18 protein-coding genes are annotated in these 16,421 nt (G+C 54.6%); 5 read left to right on the top strand and 13 right to left on the bottom strand.

Annotated elements, in window-relative coordinates:
* Nucleotides 1-307: 307 nt before the first annotated feature.
* Complete coding sequence (locus GJ698_RS06530; protein WP_154356810.1) at nt 308-691, bottom strand: YozE family protein; 384 nt, start codon at nt 689-691, stop codon at nt 308-310.
* A gap of 282 nt (nt 692-973) precedes the next feature.
* Between GJ698_RS06530 and GJ698_RS06525 the strand changes: the two genes are divergently transcribed.
* Both GJ698_RS06525 and GJ698_RS06520 read left to right on the top strand, forming a co-directional pair.
* Nucleotides 974-1,192: an AbrB/MazE/SpoVT family DNA-binding domain-containing protein gene (locus GJ698_RS06525; protein ID WP_154356809.1), complete on the top strand. Its 219-nt coding sequence runs from the start codon at nt 974-976 to the stop codon at nt 1,190-1,192.
* Nucleotides 1,189-2,016 (top strand): hypothetical protein, encoded by an 828-nt coding sequence (locus GJ698_RS06520; RefSeq protein WP_154356808.1) that lies wholly within the window; start codon nt 1,189-1,191, stop codon nt 2,014-2,016. The genes GJ698_RS06525 and GJ698_RS06520 overlap by 4 nt, the downstream gene beginning before the upstream one ends.
* On the opposite strand, the gene GJ698_RS06515 is transcribed toward GJ698_RS06520, so the two are convergent.
* The gene (locus GJ698_RS06515; protein ID WP_154356807.1) at nt 1,998-2,627 is read right to left on the bottom strand and encodes a zinc chelation protein SecC; all 630 of its coding nucleotides are present in this window, start codon (nt 2,625-2,627) and stop codon (nt 1,998-2,000) included. The two genes, GJ698_RS06520 and GJ698_RS06515, sit on opposite strands and share 19 nt — an antisense overlap.
* Nucleotides 2,628-3,091: 464 nt before the next feature.
* Nucleotides 3,092-3,883 carry a hypothetical protein gene (locus tag GJ698_RS06510; RefSeq protein WP_154356806.1) on the bottom strand — a complete coding sequence of 264 codons (792 nt, stop codon included), beginning with the start codon at nt 3,881-3,883 and terminating at the stop codon, nt 3,092-3,094.
* Between the two features lie 153 nt (nt 3,884-4,036).
* On the opposite strand from GJ698_RS06510, the gene GJ698_RS06505 reads away from it, so the two are divergent.
* A complete protein-coding gene (locus GJ698_RS06505) occupies nt 4,037-4,522 on the top strand; it encodes a hypothetical protein (protein WP_154356805.1) in 486 nt (161 codons plus the stop codon).
* On the opposite strand, the gene GJ698_RS30445 is transcribed toward GJ698_RS06505, so the two are convergent.
* The 3 genes from GJ698_RS30445 to GJ698_RS06495 all read right to left on the bottom strand — a co-directional run bounded on the left by GJ698_RS30445 (nt 4,490) and on the right by GJ698_RS06495 (nt 6,211).
* Complete coding sequence (locus GJ698_RS30445; protein WP_166454814.1) at nt 4,490-5,224, bottom strand: hypothetical protein; 735 nt, start codon at nt 5,222-5,224, stop codon at nt 4,490-4,492. The two genes, GJ698_RS06505 and GJ698_RS30445, sit on opposite strands and share 33 nt — an antisense overlap.
* Before the next feature lie 173 nt (nt 5,225-5,397).
* On the bottom strand, nt 5,398-5,784 hold the full coding sequence (locus tag GJ698_RS06500; protein WP_154356804.1) for a zinc-ribbon domain-containing protein: 387 nt from the start codon (nt 5,782-5,784) through the stop codon (nt 5,398-5,400).
* A gap of 166 nt (nt 5,785-5,950) precedes the next feature.
* The gene (locus GJ698_RS06495; RefSeq protein WP_154356803.1) at nt 5,951-6,211 is read right to left on the bottom strand and encodes a helix-turn-helix domain-containing protein; all 261 of its coding nucleotides are present in this window, start codon (nt 6,209-6,211) and stop codon (nt 5,951-5,953) included.
* Between the two features lie 161 nt (nt 6,212-6,372).
* On the opposite strand from GJ698_RS06495, the gene GJ698_RS31365 reads away from it, so the two are divergent.
* On the top strand, nt 6,373-6,975 hold the full coding sequence (locus tag GJ698_RS31365) for a DUF4189 domain-containing protein (protein ID WP_154356802.1): 603 nt from the start codon (nt 6,373-6,375) through the stop codon (nt 6,973-6,975).
* A gap of 168 nt (nt 6,976-7,143) precedes the next feature.
* Entirely contained in the window at nt 7,144-8,472 is a 1,329-nt protein-coding gene (locus GJ698_RS06485) for a type II toxin-antitoxin system HipA family toxin (protein ID WP_443090113.1), read from the top strand.
* Nucleotides 8,473-8,780: 308 nt separating this feature from the next.
* Here the strand turns inward: GJ698_RS06485 and GJ698_RS06480 are convergent, their stop codons facing one another.
* The 7 genes from GJ698_RS06480 to GJ698_RS06455 form a co-directional block, all read right to left on the bottom strand.
* Nucleotides 8,781-9,536, bottom strand: coding sequence for a hypothetical protein (locus GJ698_RS06480; protein WP_154356801.1), 756 nt, complete (start codon nt 9,534-9,536; stop codon nt 8,781-8,783).
* 36 nt (nt 9,537-9,572) lie between these two features.
* Nucleotides 9,573-9,995: an STY0301 family protein gene (locus GJ698_RS31360; RefSeq protein ID WP_371865161.1), complete on the bottom strand. Its 423-nt coding sequence runs from the start codon at nt 9,993-9,995 to the stop codon at nt 9,573-9,575.
* Between the two features lie 3 nt (nt 9,996-9,998).
* Complete coding sequence (locus GJ698_RS06475) at nt 9,999-10,391, bottom strand: BPSL0067 family protein (RefSeq protein WP_154356800.1); 393 nt, start codon at nt 10,389-10,391, stop codon at nt 9,999-10,001.
* 176 nt (nt 10,392-10,567) lie between these two features.
* Nucleotides 10,568-11,725: a TniQ family protein gene (locus tag GJ698_RS31355; RefSeq protein ID WP_154356799.1), complete on the bottom strand. Its 1,158-nt coding sequence runs from the start codon at nt 11,723-11,725 to the stop codon at nt 10,568-10,570.
* A complete protein-coding gene (locus tag GJ698_RS06465; RefSeq protein WP_154356798.1) occupies nt 11,725-13,359 on the bottom strand; it encodes an ATP-binding protein in 1,635 nt (544 codons plus the stop codon). Before GJ698_RS06465 ends, GJ698_RS31355 begins: the two co-directional genes overlap by 1 nt.
* The gene (locus tag GJ698_RS06460; protein ID WP_154356797.1) at nt 13,359-15,479 is read right to left on the bottom strand and encodes a TnsB C-terminal domain-containing protein; all 2,121 of its coding nucleotides are present in this window, start codon (nt 15,477-15,479) and stop codon (nt 13,359-13,361) included. Before GJ698_RS06460 ends, GJ698_RS06465 begins: the two co-directional genes overlap by 1 nt.
* Nucleotides 15,479-16,318: a TnsA endonuclease N-terminal domain-containing protein gene (locus GJ698_RS06455; protein WP_154356796.1), complete on the bottom strand. Its 840-nt coding sequence runs from the start codon at nt 16,316-16,318 to the stop codon at nt 15,479-15,481. The genes GJ698_RS06460 and GJ698_RS06455 overlap by 1 nt, the downstream gene beginning before the upstream one ends.
* Between the last annotated feature and the right edge of the window lie 103 nt (nt 16,319-16,421).

Genomic DNA, 16,421 nt, shown 5'->3' with positions numbered 1-16,421 from the left:
AAGACGGCATAAGTCATGATTGCGGAGATTATTGGGGATGCCGTCGATGCTAGTGGCATGTCGTCATCTGGACCTGGGCAGGGGCCACCAACGCTATATCGCACTCCGCCATATTTTTCTATATCGTCTCGATCAGCGAGAACGATTCTGCTGTCGGCCTTATCTAGTTCCTTTTTGAGTCGAACTATCTCCAGCTCAAGCTTGGCGTTTTCCAACTTAACCTTGCGAACTGTACGAAGCTGTATGGCGAATCCAACCACTCCGGCAATGGGAGTCGCGACCGTCAAGAAAACTATCCATAAGTCACTCATGCGGGTTCTATAAGGAAGTCATTCCAAGAATTGTTTAAGGCCTCCACTAGATGCTGAGCTCCACCCAGATAGTCACGCCACTCCCCCTTCGTGGCCCGGCCGCCCGGCGCGCGAGGGTCCTTCGCTGCATCTCTCGCAAAATCGCCCACGATATCTTCTCGCTTCGTTTGAGTCTTCAGCCAAGTCAGGAATGACCGCGGCGGCTTCTTGCTCCAGGCACTCTCCACGACTCGCGCGCGCGCATCGGTCAAGTCGATATCGACGCCGGCGTATTCATGCCAGTGAGTAGTACGGATGGCCTCGTCGATTATTCGCTCCATGTCCTCGTCGGAGATTCCATCAAGCTCATCGGTGTCGGGGATTTCTATTTCGATTTTCATTGGTTATTAGGTCCCATTCGGCTATGCTGATCCAGCAAGTTGCAGAATACCATTCTTGCGAATTAGAAAAATCACCGATTGTCACGCGCTGGTCGCAGCGCCGGGGTGGATTTCTCCGTCAGTAGCAGTCAATCCCCGAGGGGATTGTGTACCTCTGTTATTAAGAGCTGCACAGTCAGCTGCGATTTGCTATCTGACTACTGATCGCTCGTGCTAGGCTTACTCGGAATTGGCGATGGACTGCGCAAGGTGCGACCGTCTCGCTTTCTGAAGGGGGCAACCATGACAACAATAATGACCGTGAATTCCCGCGGGGGCATCACGCTCCCCAAAAAGCTCCGGGCCGCACTCGGCTTGACCGCAGGCGCGAGGGTAGCGTTCTCTCAGCTTAGCGATGGGACCGTTGTCATGCGGATCAAGCACCGCAAGCTGTCGAGCTTGGCCGGCATCTTGACGCGGGAGGGGCAGCCTAAGGTCTCGATTGAGGAGATGAGCCGGTGAGTGTCAGCGAGGTCCTCGGCCACGGCCAGGCGGCCGACGGCCGTGTTCAATTCCAATGGCGGAATTGCTTTGGTGACGTCACTGCGACAAGGTTCGGCCTAGTCATCAAAGAATACTGGAGCAAGGTGGCCAGGCCTGCGCTAATTAGCGCAGAAGCGGAGGTCGAGCACTGGGCAAGTAGCGATGAGGGGGGGGCGTGCTTTGTTCATTCTGATCGACTTGACCAGCGTGCCATCACTGCTGCCGCGATGTGCCTTTCCATACAGTCCATCTGGGAGAGGCAGTTGCGTCAGTATTTGGTCACTTGCGTATGTCGGGATGATCGTCAGGCTGAGATGCAAGGTCAAATCCATCATGCCCATTGGAAGAATAAGAAGGCAGAGAAAAAACGTCCGGACCTGCAGGAGCTGTTTCGTGACCTTCGTGGCGTCCCCATGAGCGCGTTCTTGTCTTTCCCGCAGATCGATCTGCTCGCCGAGCTGGGGAATGCCTGCCGGCACGGAGACGGCAAAGCTGTGACCGGTTTGTGGCAGCGCCATCCGGAACTGTGGCCAGCATATTGCAGGGAGTCCCTGCTCGCGCTAGATGGCACGCGAACCGAACGAACAGTGGCGCCACCCTTCGCTGATATGAACATTGAGCCGGCAATGCTTGAAGGGTTTGTCGATTCCATAGCCGACTTCTGGGAGATGGTGCAGTACCTCTACCATGAAAGTCTAACCAGCAAGCATTGGACCTTGGAGAAACGACTTCTTGAGGATCGGCGAAAGCTTGCGAGGGCTATTTCACATTTCAACAATGTTGCCTATATTCGGAGCGTCTGAGCGAGCTTACGGTGGCAGTTCCGATAGAGTTTTCCACTCTCGCAACCACACCGATCCTCCCCACTCAGCCCACACTGCAGCATATTTTTCAGCAGTTCTTTGCACTCCAACATCAGCATCAACTTTTGCGGATCAGCGGAGATTGGCCCAGCCTTGTCCGCGAATACCATGGCGTAGAATTTCTTCGCCAAGTTGATGTAGTCGTCGATGAGCTTGTTCTGATGTAACGGCCTTCTAACGTTATCCCTTGGCGCTCCTTGATAAACACGTCGAGGATCGGGCAGAAAGAGAATTCGGGCCTCGCCATCTGGCTTGGGGCTGATGTCAATCAGCTTGCCATCCGCATTCCGCCACACTGCGTGGAACTCGGCCTCTACCATCCAGCTTCCGAATTGCCAAATGCTCCAGCCGTGTTGAATTGAACCGCCATCCGTATCAATTTTGCGAGCTACATTCGCAAAGCATTCGTTCACTTCGGCAGCAGGCTCTACTCGTACCTCTACATATTCAGGCGTGGTCGTCGGAGAAATTCCCTGGCACAAGGCCACTATTTCTGTCGTTATGGCTGCGGGCGTGGTTGTTAAAAGTTGGCTGTTTTCTGGGAATGACATTGGCGAGGTTAGGGGGATCATCGTTGGCTTGTTAAAAATGAGTCTAACTTACGAAATTGGGCCGAAATTCCAATAAGCAAGTGTATTTTATGAAGCTTTTATCGAGCTTTTGGGTACCCGTCAGGCATTTTCGTTAGCGGTATCCTGCGGGCCCAACTGCCCAATTTGCAGACGGCGTTGGGCGGGGGACGGCCCGGCCGTGCCTGCTCCCGCAAAAGCCCAATACAGAACTTGGCAAGCCCCCAATCAATGGAAGCTGGGGCGTGGAAGGCACTACCGGACCCGCGTTCGCAGCCGCTTGTGTTGCCTCTACCAGTGGCCAAGCCATGTACAGCTGCACCTGCTGCTACCACGGCTTGGTCCACTGCAGCGGCGTCGAGCATTGTCAGCACCCCGTAGCGACGCGAGCACAAGTGCTATCCTTTAGCGCGGAGTCACCGTACTGCTGCTGTCCGTTGAATGAGTTATTTTTCCTCGGCAGACTGGCACTCTTTTGAGCTCAAGGCTATGAGAGATTGATAAGCCTCACGGGCGGCACCCAATCCGGAATTCCATCCTGCAGTGTCTGTCAATTGCTCTGGGGCGAAAGCAGGCCCCATAGTCAAATCCACCTCATTTTCTCCCGACTCGCTTAGCGTTCTATGCCGCGTTAACAACTGTATTCTTGGCGTTCCACAGCTGCGCTTGAACGAGACCGCGTTCGCTCCTTGATGCTCATATTTGTATTCTGGAGCTGTATCGAGGTAGCGGAGCCCGACAGCGAGCACCTCTAATTTTTTAAGGAGGGCTAAACGTTCCTCTCCTTTCAGATCGAAACTGACTACAATTTCTTGGTCTTTTGGGATGTTTCCGAGTTTAACTATTGCAGACCACGTTCCACTCACTCCATCACTGAGAGAGACCCAAGCAGGGGCCGCATCGCGCGCCCCGGAGTTTCGGATTCGTAACTCAGCACGATACCAAACCTCTTTGAAATATCCATCACCTTCAGTCTTCCCTTGAGTAATCTTTCCAGCCATAACGCTTAATGAGGGCTGCTGTAGCGTGCTCGCGTCGTTAGCCGCACGGACAGTAAAGAGGTACGCGTCCGATGCCGTCGCATTGGCTTTTTCGGCGGCTTTGTAGCTGTACCACGATGCGTAAGCGGCAAGGGCTGTCGCCATCAGCATGATGCAGGAATTCAGGAACCTACTCAGCTTCAAAAAGGTCTCTTTTCTTGGCCAAGAAGGTCGCGGGAGCTGGTCAAATAATTTCATCTATTCGGACGTTCCTTATGCGCTTGCTCGCTAACAGAAAATGGGCTCAAATCAATGGGTGATTTTCAAATATATCGATTTCGAGCACGTTATGACGGCTAGGCCTTCCTATACTTCTGGTAAACCATTTGACGAAGAAAGGATGTGGTACCCATGACCCACAAACATCGCCCGGCTGATTGCCCCCAGCATGAAATCGGGACTTCGGCGGATACTGGCTTGGCACAAGCACATCACGCGCCGAAGTCTCAGCTACATGAGTTTGGTTTCAAGTCATCCTCACTTCAAGCTGAGCAGATTTCCAATCTTGCCGTACTCCTTGCTACGTGGGCTGATGCTATCGGAGGGGGCGATCCAGTTGTTTCCATAATCGACAATGAAGTTGGGCCCTTTGTTCTGTGGCAGTACGCGAAGCAGGACGTTATTGTCAAATGTTTTGGTACTGACGTGGTCCGGGGCCCGACTGGATGGGGGAGTGAAACTCCATTATTACTGGCATTGCCTTCACTACAGTTGGTCTTTGAATTGTTACGCCAAACTGAGCTCATACGCCAACCAATCACAGATTGTCCGTACATTCGTCTTGGCCCAATTCCAGGCACCGTTTTAGACGCCGTAGATCGATTTCATTTTCCGTAACTGATGCGAATTTGGTGGGCGAAATGGCTTTGTCAGGAAAAGCGGATCAGGGGTTATGAGATCGCAGTCTATGTAATGAGTCGGCCCTGGGACCCCTGTCCGTGGATTTCGATAACGCATTTTCAGGAACTTCCAAGTGCCCGTGGTTCGAATCCATAAATCGGCATAGTCCCTAATTTTCGAATCAAACATAAACCTAAACCATTCAGTTCGGGCTGCTCTTGGTGGATGCTCGCAAAAGCTAAGCGCAATATATGGCAGGTGCCATTCCTGCAGCCCGATATGGTCCCAAAAGTTCGTTCGATCAGCATGTTGAATAAAACCGATAAATGTGTCGATGTCTGCGAAGGCTGCCATATGCTGAATATGGCCCCAATGTATTTGCCAATGCGTCAAAAAAGATGCACGCAGCGCTTTACCTGTCATCGCGTTGAGTGAGGTAGGTGCTAAGAGTGCATATTTGATTCCTCCTGAGTCCTTTATCGGGCACCAAGGGCCGAGTGGATTTGGATCATGCCCCCAAGTGTTTGCCCTTCCAAATAGATTTTCCGAGATTGTATGAACCGGCTCGCTGCACCCCGGACAAGTTACGGCCGCCCTGACTCTACGCTGGCCTTTTCCATCTAGCTTTGCCCCCTCGTGGCGCACATATTGAGCCACCGATATCGGCAGTCCTGTTTTTGAATAAATTGCGCGCTCCATGCGTTCCTTTGAAATTCCAGATAATTGTTAAGCATTAGTCCTTGGACAGCAGGGCTTGGTACGGATCGAATAGGTTCGATTTTGCTAAGTCCCACAATGTCCTTGGCAGAACGCTTCGGCCGATGCCATCTTCATGGTTGAGGGCAATGCCATTGTGGCTAACGGGGGTATGCTTACCGAGGAACCCCAGCCGCGGAACAATCAGCGGCCTCAATGTCTTTCCATTTGGCGTAGTTCGTGTCGTCTTTCGCTTGTAGGTAGGACGCCGAGACCAGGCCCGCCTGAACGCAAATATCAATCGGTGCGCCCGCGGCTTTGGCGATGTTGTACTGCTTGACGGCGTCCCTTGCCACTTGAGCTTCTATATTGCTCATCTCCTTCGCAGCTTGCTTCTCCAGCCCTCCGCCGAAATAGAACCAGGCGAAACCAATGATGCACACAACCCCCACGACCTGAGAGACGGTGTTTGATTTGTTTTTTGGGATTACCCCGCAGCTGGGGCAAGTCTTTGCTTCGCTGCTGATCTGTGTGCCACATTCATGGCATGCCTGTAAGGCCATTCCACTTCCTCTTTCTCATGGCATCTTTGCGTGCCGTTTCGCGTGGAGAGAATTATATGAAATGTTGACCATTGGAAATCTAACCAATTGTCACAATCGTGGTGCCTAGTAGGTCAGCGAGGGCTGGGGGTGGGGCAATCAGAGGGGGAAATGGCGAAGCTTTGTTCTACTCAGTAGATATGCGTAGGGTGCTAAACAGGTCGGGGTCAACAAGGTCCTGCAATGGGACTCCCAGTGCCTCAGACAGAAGCTGCATGTTGTCGATAGATACGTTTCTGATGCCGCGTTCTACCTCACTAACGTAGATGCGGCTCAAGCCCGCCTGCAACGCTAATTCCTCCTGCGTTGCGTCTTTTAGGCGCCGGGCTCGACGCAAATTTCTTCCGAAAATTTCCCTTGCAGATAGCGGTTCGCGTGATTTTTTCATGAATACAAGCTTCACAGCAGGAGCTTGCGCAGTCCACTAACTATAAGGGACTATATGACAACTATAAGTGACATATTTAGGAATTTGAGATATATTTCGATGAGGAAATATTTGCGCCGGCTGCAATTGCTTTCGGCATCGATGCCTAAGGACCTATAAAAATGAAAATACTTCAACTGCTCATCTTCGCTCTACTAACCGCAGTGGCTTCCCACGTCGGGGCATACACATCCATAGCGACCATTGACAAGCAAACAAAAAAATCATGGTTCCGGTCGTCCAACTACGCTTCACAAAAAGAGGCGGATAACGACGCGCTAGAAGGATGTCGCGTGACCGCTCGTCAGAATGGGATCGGCGATCTGGCTAAAACCTGCAAGGTGGTCACGCGGGCCGCCGGTCCTGGGTACGGTGCAGTCACCTGTGGTGAGGATGGCTGCACCTGGGCGACCGGGTACGACACAGTCCAAGAGGCTGTAGATGCTGCGTACCAGAGCTGTATAAAAAGTTTCACGAAGTGTCAGGACAGTGACATAACCAACTGGGATGACTTCAAAGGGTTCCCCCAGAAAGCGCTGCCTCAAAAGACTCCTGTGGCGGCGGCCGACTGCCGCCCTCGCACACCTCATTTGCAGTGCACCTCCGCATGCACGAACGGAAACTGCACAGTGAAGTATGAGAACGGCTGCAAGATGCAAGTTCAAGTCCAGCCGCAGTTCAGCCCAATCAGTAACGCATGGGAATATCCGACTCCGTCCTGTTAGGGGAGATTGGGACGGGCTCATTTTCGGGGGATGGCGATGCTGCGGACACTACTCGGAATCAATACCGCAGAACAGCCGCTGGCGGTGGCGCATGGCGCGTACTTCGATCCTGCGGTCGGAACGTGGTTCGTTGATGGAGTAGTTCCTGAGGGCTTGCAGGATTTTGTAATGGAGCGCGATGCGGACCATGCTCTGGGCTTGTGGATGAATGGAGCGTTCGTCGGCACTTGGCGCATGACCACACAGGGCGATGTCCTCGAGTATGCTGAGAGTTGGCTCAACAATGAGCAGGCCGTCCCACTTTCGCTCTCTTTGCCGCTAGTTCCTCCCAACCTTGGTCACCGCGGTCACACGGTACGTAATTATTTCGAGAACCTCTTGCCCGACAGCGTAGAGATACGCGAGCGCCTGGCACAGCGGTATGGCGCCAGGTCGACCGGCGCCTTCGATATGTTGGCCCAACTGGGGCGCGATTGCGTAGGGGCGCTCCAGTTGCTTCCAGTTGGAGCGGCTCCGGCTACGGCTGCTATTGAGCCCCCAGAGCTGACTAACGCTGAGGTGGCCGACGTGCTGCGCGCAGCGACATCAGCGGATCGCCGCAGCCCAAGTCACGATCTTCGTGTGGCCATCGCCGGCGCACAGGAGAAGACAGCGTTACTGTACTTTGATGGTCAGTGGCGGTTGCCCAGCGGCTCGATGCCGAGCACACACATCCTCAAGCTGCCGATGGGCCTGGTCGGGAACCAGAAGATTGACCTGCGCGACTCCATCGAGAATGAGTGGTTGTGCTCCTTGATATTGCGCGCCTATGGCCTACCAGTGGCCCGCTGCGAGCCCTTACAGTTTGAAGACCAGTGGGCCCTCGTCGTGGAGAGGTTTGATAGAGCTTGGTCCTACGGCGCAAGCGGTAGCTGGCTAAGTCGACTGCCTCAAGATGATGTGTGCCAGGCGATGGGTTTTCCTCCAGCCCTCAAGTATGAGTCGGATGGCGGCCCAGGTATTGACCGCATCCTGAGCTTCTTAGATGGGGCTCTCGATCCCGAGCGCGACAAGAGGACCTTTTTCCAAGCCCAAGTCCTATTCTGGATGCTTTGCGCTCCTGACGGTCACGCCAAGAACTTCAGTTTCCATTTACTCCCTGGAGGCCGTTTTCATCTCGCTCCGATCTATGACGTGCTTTCTGCTTACCCGCTCTTGGGACACGGCCCCAATAAATGGTCCCCGAGCCGCGTGAAGATGGCTATGGCTTTACGCTCAAAGAACACGCACTATCACATGAGAGAAATCCAACGCAGGCACTGGATAGCTGTCGCCCAACGTCACAGCATTCTCGCACCAGACGGTGGCTCGGTTGACAACCTGATCGATGACCTGGTGGCCCGCACGCCAGAAGTAGTTGCGGCAGTGCGCGCCCAACTGCCACCGACATTCCCGGCTCAACTGAGTGATCAAATCTTTTTCGGTCTTACGAACGCGGCAGCTAGACTGTCGGCCTAGTTTTCGTCACCACAAGAGGTGGTTTTCTTGACGAGGAGCGTTGAAATTTGACCGAGCTCAATACCTCCCTGACCACAACTTGATAAGTTCAATCGATATGTCAGGGAGGACAAGATGGTGCATTCGGGCGCAGCTCAGCGTGGTGTCGATGCAAGACAAGACAACGTAACAGCCGAAATCGTCGCGCGAGGGATTGCGATGGCGGCCGAACTTGGAAACAGAAAAGCCGCTGCCTTCCTGGACTCCAACGGAGTTTCTTTTCGAGTGATTGTCCGTGTACTACATTCGCCGGCGATAAAGCGGCCTAATCATGCGCCATGAGTTGACACCAGTTCCAAGGCTCGACTTTTAGCAAGCTGGACTGTCGCTTGGTTGCTACGTCGATACGTTATGATAGAGCCCCTTTGTAGGCAATAGTCTAATGGGAACTCTGCGGTCGTCACACGACAGATATTGAGGTTAGTTACAAAGTGAGTTTTGCGCTTCCGTTGGTCGGACCGAAAGCAGGCGGTCGCTTCGATAATTCCTAGGGGCAGTGATATTCCGAGACGCCCCTCAAGGGCATGTCTAAACACACTGTGGAACATGCGTCGTGCTGAGGGATAGGCGTACAGCCAGTGAAGAAACTCGGTGTTTAATCCTGAGCGCCCCGATTCTTCTTGAATCCAGAAGTCTGACAGCAGGTCATCCTCAAAAATTGGCGTGATCGCGAGTTCCAAGCCTTGCGGTTGGAATGCTGCGGCTATCAGTGATTTTTTGTTCTTGAGGGCTGCCCGAACGAGCACAAGTGCTGGAACGAGATAACGATGCTCACCGACGAAGAACTCGAACACCTGATGATTGGACATGTCGGCCGAGAAGCCAAAAGCGCTTGGGTAGGCATTTGCTTCCTCAGTGGGGAGTAGGCGCCAGCCTTGCAAGTCCGTGGCGAAACGCGCGCGCGGCAATACTTGTGTAGGCAGTCCGCGCTTTAGCAGCTGGTGCGCCGCCACCTCTTCGATTTTTTCATGTTCCGTTACGAGCTGAGCTACTTTGTTCCTGCAAAGTCCGATAGCGAGTTCCATACCTTCTCCCAAAAGAAGGTATAGCGTTTTTGGAGCCTATTTCGAAGGTGCCAAGTTAGTGCAGGCCACCGCTACGGTAACGTCGTTATATTGGCTGCGGGTGACTCGAACGACACATTGGTCGGCCTCCGGTGGAAGTGGGCGCGCTTGTTCTAACTCTCCCCCGCGGCCGTAAGTGCAGATAAGCCACTTTTCTTGCTCACTCAACCCGGAATACGTGGTTTCAGTCACGCGCTTGCTGAGTTGCCGCGCGCCGCCTCTCAGTTCAGCTCGCGGCTCAACGTCTGGCCGACCAATCACGACGCCGGCACCAGACAAGAGCAGACGGGTTGAGGGCACTCCCGTCCATCCGGGTGATGGCTGTACTTTTATCGAGCCGGCACTCAGATCGGCCGGACATTGCGGTACTTGCGCTGTAAGTGCGGTTGCGCCGACCAGCAGTAGAACTGTAGCGACCATGAGTTATCGGATAACGTAAAAGGCAGCTGCATTGTCGGAGTCCAGAATACGCTTGGCCTTCGCGGCCTCTGGACTGTAATAGTTTATACGACGCGCCTTTATCCCGCCCTCTCGTCCTTTCCACTGGTCCATCACGACGATGTACTTGGGCTGTTTTGTGTCAGGGGCCTTAGGACCTGCGTACATGAACAGCGCCGCGTGGTTGCCGTGCGTTGAGCGGAAAGGGGCAATCGGGCTGGAAAACGTGGCTATGGCAGTTCCTGGGGCGATGTATTCCGCATCGAGCACATGTAAGCCAGGACGCCAGCGAGTGGTCTGCGGTGCCTTCGCGAACTGCTGAACCAGTGCCACACACTCGCCACTTCCAACTGGGTCGTGGCCTTGGAGCTTGTTCACGTCACCTCGGTATCTGTAGTCCACATTGCCTCCTGAAGTCTCGTTTCAGATCGCTTGTGGAGATTGTTACCTTTGGTGGAGCAGCCCGCTTTGATGACTCGCAAACTCATTGGGCATATCCGCCTGCCGGGCGCTTCTTTCCAGTAGGGACACTCTGGGGCGAGATAGGCGGGGGATTACTTCCGCCACCGACTACGTTTGCCAAGTTGTCGCTCCGACTGATCTGAGGCTCGGAACTGCAGCACGAGCTCCGCGAGCATTGGGAACTCATCGCGGTTGTGGCGAAACCGCTCCCATATCCCAGCTGCACGCAGCAGGGCCTGAACGGTGGTTCTCTGTTGCGCTTTGATGAGAGCCTTCAAGTGAGCCTGTACGGCCCGCATGGCTTGGCGCTCGAGTTCTTGATACTCCGCTCGTTCAGTTCGTGGGCCAGGCCTTTGATGGCCAAGTGCCTCGCGCGTTGGGGCGGAGTCTAGGCTCCGGCACGAACGCAGGTAGACCCCCATCAGCAGGTACTTTAGAGGCGCGAGGTCCACAGAGCTTGCGCGCAAGACTAGCGTGGGCCACGGCGATTTCTTGTGGACCTCGTAGCTGCAGCGAACCTCATCGAGGAAGGGGGAGCCATAGAACTTCATCACGTCGGCGGCCAGCTTCAGTGCCGGGATTTCGTACACCCCGATGATGTAGTTTTTTTCTAGAGCGAGCTTCCGCAAGTCTGCTGTCCTTGGCCATGTGTGTTGGGGATCGAGTATCTCCAGACTAGCCTGAGCGATTTGCATCGTGGTTGCCGGTCGTAGTGACGATCTGTACTTGCGGCTCTTAGCTTCCTGCGGCAAGATCATTTTGAAGAAGCCCTTCGCTGGTACGTTGGTCTCCAACAGCGAGGCCCTATGCTTCAAACACAAGTGCACACCAGGTAGTAGATGAGACCTGTGCCAGTAGCTTTCCCCATGCCGCTCTACGTCCTCGCGAACGCATTGCCGGCATAGCCTCAGAAACGGCACGACCGCCTTTGTTTGTAAGGCTCCGAAGCATGACTCCTCCATTGGATCGATACCTAAGAGCTTCCGCTCAAGTGCCATGACCTTCCTCTTGTCCATGAACGCGGTAACATAGGGGAAGACGGTGTGCCCGTAAAGAATTTCGCGCGATGATAGTCCAGCCGCTTCCGCGATGTGCCCAACGCAGGACGGTAGAATCGGCGAGGGTGGGGCTGTACTTCCTCCGCGGAGGAGCGGCGCAAGCCGTTTAGGAGGGATGCCCAGCCAACGCGCGCCGCGAAGCAGCGTACTCCCGATAATTTCGTCAGCATAGGGCCTTGGTAGCGGGATCATCAGCTTAGGTCATACAAATCTTCCAACCGCGGCGCCATCCCAAGCTTGACCATCTGGTCATAGACGTTGGTCCCGTGAAGACGAGCCTCCTGCTCCGCGCGTCGGTAATCGTTGGGGCGGTCAGAGAAGTCAATGATCTGGGCAGTCTGAGCTTTCTCGGTCTTCTTTCTGGCCACGGGCAAAGGCCGCTTGGTGTCGGCCATCGCTTGCGACATCCCTTCGGCGAGAGTCTTGACCTTGTCGCCAGCTGCAATGGCTTGTGCGCTGGACAACGCCTCGTCTAGCTCCATGCCCATCGCGGTCATGCCGGCCGCCAGTGACGGCACGAATTCGGCATGAGTGGACTTAGTCCTCACAAGGGGACTCGTCCTAGCGCGCGCACGCCGAACTGCGCTGTCAACGATGGACTCCATAGTGATAGGGGCGATATCCTCGCAGCGCGCCAAGGCCGTCAAGTCGTTCGCGCGCAACGCCTCAATCATCGGCGCGAGGAGACTCATTTGCTTGGAGAAAGCTTGGTCAATGTGGGCCAGCGATATTTGTTCGCTTCCATCGTTCATCGCCATCCCTTGTGCTGCCGCGAAGAGCTTAATGGCGATGTCGATGACACCTTGAGAGTAGAAGTACATGGCTCGCGAAAAGGCTGCGTCAAAAGGTACCGGCCGCTCGGTCCATTGATACATCCAAAGTATCTCGATAAACGCTTCCCACTCGTTGACGGATTCGCTTTCAACAAACTGCAGAAGCCGGTCCCAAGTAGCGATATTGCTCGCTACCGAACGGCGGGCCTGTCGGAAGTCTCGTGTGAGGACTTTAGCTGCTTTGTTCGTTCCGATGAAAAGGATTGGCAGACCAAGATCGTTGCACGCGGAGGTGAGCTCCGTCATCACCGTATCGGCACCCTTGTGGCTGTTGGCGAGGTTCTGGACCTCGTCGCAAACAAGCAAGCCTACACAGTGGAGGTGCATCAGTCGGGCTACGCTGCGCATCAGCGTCTCGGCGCCAATTCTGCCGCGGTCGGTATACATTTCGTAATACGATGCGTCTGGAATCAAGCGATCAAGTTCTGCCAAAATGCCATGAGCCAGGCCCTTTACAGAACTACCGTCGCTGGGCATTTCGACACGGAGATACGTCACTTGCTCGATATTGGTCTCTGCGTGATAGATGACCTGCGGGTAGGTCGCCAAGAAGCGCTGGACCATCGTCGTCTTGCCCATTCCCGATAACCCGATCAGCGACGCCGAGATTTGCGGCGTACGTGTCGTGGCTGACTGCCGGAACGGAACGCCGGCCTTCTGTTTGTCATACATATCCTGAAAGCGGCGTGCTCGCTGCGCTGTTTCAGGTTCTCTACCCACGTAGCCATTGCGAAGCATGGAGTCGATGGCTATCGCAAGCTCTGCGTGGCGCTCGAGTGGGATCATGAGATTTACCAAGTTGCCAAGCAACTGGTGTCGCTCTATCAAAGAGAGCTTGCGGTCCTCGGGATTAAACGGTGGCAGATACTCAATGGCGTCGATGCAAGCGGAGACGCTATCGAGCGTAGGCAACGCTTCGATAAGAGGGTTGCCTTTGTACTTCTCCAAGTGCTGAGGCGTGTAACGGGCTTGCACTGCGAGGTGGTTTTTCATTATCTTGATCCTTTAGCAATTCTGTTGCGTTGTTTGGCTAGCGCGGCAGCCAGTCGCCCCTGAGGGGTATTCACTTCCTGAGGTGGAACCTCATGAAGTCCTGGTTGGCAAAGCACTGCTTTCTCTGGTGGTGGTCCGTCCCTCAAGTACGGCAATGGCGCAGCCGTGACCTCACGCTCCGTTTGTAGTGCTTGCACGCGGTCGTCCTTGATATCGGCTTTCCTGGCAGTGCGGCTCGTCTTGGGTAGCCGTTTGAGGCTGGCCTTGGCGTTCTCAATGGTCGGTGTTATCCGCTGCACGAATTCAAGGTCCACCTGCTGGTTGACCTGCTCCGCATCGAACTGCGTTTGCTTCTCGAGCTTCTTGTAGAGCTGAACTTCACTAAAGGTGAGGCCACCATACAGGCGCTTACTCGGCTCGGTTAGGTCAGCACGGTGGTATTTCTTGTCCGTGCTGCCTCGGATGTAAATCGCATCGGTAAGCCGAGGGTCGTAAGAGATATCAACGGTAAAACGACGCTTGCGTGCTTGGACAAACCATCCTTTTTTGACCGCTTCCGAACAGGTGTAGTGGCAATGCTGAAAAAGGACTCCTTTTTCCGTGACAACGGCTTCGGCCGTTGGTAGTAAGGCGTAGCGGACATCCAGCTCCGCTACCCGAGAGAGATATCCCGAGCGAGTCTGGATGCTGAAGTTCCAAAGATCGATTGGTGCTGGGATGACCTCAGCCATCAGCTCATCTCTGCTTAGCTCGAGCGCTTGCTTTGGTCGACGGTTGTGGGCAATGACGTGCTCCAGCATGAGCCGCGAGAACTCCTCCAAGGTCAGGCTGGCATCCTTCTCGTAGTGCTTGCCTCGACGCTTTGTGAAGTTGCTGGCCGGGTCGAAGCCCGGAGCATGTTCAGCAATCGCCTGGTGCATCAATTTGAACCCGCACTCCACGAACGGCTTCCAATCTGGACGCAGACCTGGGAGATTTGCTACTGTCACATTCAGCCCGGATACGACTCGGCTGCTGGCGTTACTTATCATTTCGCCGCGGTCTGCGTAGAACTGGCTAGGCATGATGCCGTGTGCTGGCCAATCACTGGCATCGTAGGCCACGCCGTATTGCCGGCAGAGTTCAGCCTTGTCTGTAGCTATGCTAAGGATCGCAAGCCGGGCTGCGGTCCACGACGCATTCTCGAGACCGGCGTAAAAGCCAACGATGAGTCCTGAGCGGCGGTCGATGATGATGTAGACCGTGGGCTTCCCTACGAGCCGGCGGCGGTCGTCTTTAGAAACAAGAAAGATGTCCGCTATGGTGGCGTCAATTTCATAGACGTCACCGACGCCCAGGCAATCGAATCGAGCGCTGCCCAGCTTGGCGCGATGCTCTCGTTCGAATTCCTTGTCGCCTTTGCGAGCACGCTGACGTACTTCCAGTGGGTAGTTCTTCCTCAGGTAGTAGTCGAACTGTCTCAATGTTGGCCTGTCGCCTTTTGCGTTGGTGAACAAGTTACCATTGCCGTCCGGCCGGGCAAAATGGCTACGCAGAAGGAAGCGGTAGCTTTTGGTGATAGTCCGCCGATCATCAGCCAAATACCATTTGCATGCTTCCTCAAACTTCGAGGTACAGGATGCGTTTACCTCAAAAATTGAATAGTCTCCATGACGCGGTTTAGCACCGCGGCAAGCAGACACTGACTCCGAAATGCGACCACTCTTATGCCAGTTTCCGTAGAGGGCGGTCTCTTTTTGGCCGCCTTGCCAATACTCCCGCAAGTATTCACGTAAGGTCCGCTCAGTGATCCCTGTAAGGGCCGCGTGTTCGCGGACAAGGCGAGCTCGTTGTGTTGGCAGGTAGATGCTTGGCGCTGCGGCGAGCAGCGGTTTAATTGCTTCAAGTGCTCGCGCCGCGCGGGCAGCTTGCGCCGTGGATTTGTTTTCCATCAGTTGCGCTTGATCGTCATTTCTTGGTACCAAAGGCCTAGTGAAGATGAGTGACCAACGACGCGACTCCGGCCAGGCATGCGGAGCGTCGACAGCGATGACCCAAGCTTGGTCCAAGCCGTCGTCACCCGCCAATACGCGATAGTGCTGTTGATCCGTGTCGATGTAGATGTCGTCCTTGAACAGCATCAGCGCGCTCCTATGACGAGAAGCTTCGAGTGACTGCCCGTCACGACAAATGTGCTCAGGCGAGCCTTGGGAAGGTCAGCGCAGTGCATGTCCGCCTTCAGAACGCGCTTGTAGAGAAGAATGCGTGCCGCGCGCAGGCCCATTCCTTGAGGAAGGCCGAACCGCTTATCGAAGTTCACGCAATAGGCTTGAAGTGTTTGATCGCCCGAGGCCGAGAGAAGGTCGCCGTGCATGCGCGTGCACAGTTCTTCGAGCTGTCCTGGTCGCAGGTCTGGCTCGTCCAGCTTGGGAAGGGCATCTCGAATCCAGTTGATATTCAGGGCGACTTGCTTAGGTATCGCTTTGTCGAAGATGATGTCGTGTTTAATGTCGAGCAATCCGCACGCTTCACGTTGAATCTCAAGCTTTTGACGTGACGTGTGGTCCTCGGCCTCATCTGCTACCTTTGCGTTGAGGGCTTCGACAACTTCTTGCCCATCACGAAGGCGAGTCACCAGGAAATCGATGGTCATCACGGTAGGCACGTGTGTGCCAGGGTAGTGCGGATGGCGGATGCCAAGACTCTCTGCCACGGCGAGGGTCAACTCCCGGTCAAGCGGGTACTGTTCGCGGATGTCGACGACATCCTGTGCCCACTCCAAGCAGAGGAAGAGGTTGAATTCTACGTCCGAGAAGAAATGATGTTCTCGCTGGATTTTCTCCCCGTAGACGCGACGTGAGCGGCCCTGACTTGAGATGTCTTTGACCTCCAACCAAGGTCGATAGCTCGCTCGCTCCCCGGCACCTCGCCCTTCAGCCTCCCATTCGGCTATCAGCTTTTCAGTCCATTTCCGGCGCATCGTTGGTTCCTACCTTTCTTCGCACTCACTGTGTTAAGTTATTCGCTCCCGTGGTATACAAGTTTCAGACGATTCATCGTTTACGATGAATTCATCATAAACG

Origin of the sequence: Duganella aquatilis (genome assembly GCF_009674565.1) — a bacterium.
Classification (GTDB): Bacteria; Pseudomonadota; Gammaproteobacteria; order Burkholderiales; family Burkholderiaceae_D; genus Rugamonas; species Rugamonas aquatilis.
The sequence above is the reverse complement of the archived record's forward strand: the minus strand, read 5'-3'. Positions and strand labels throughout refer to the sequence as shown.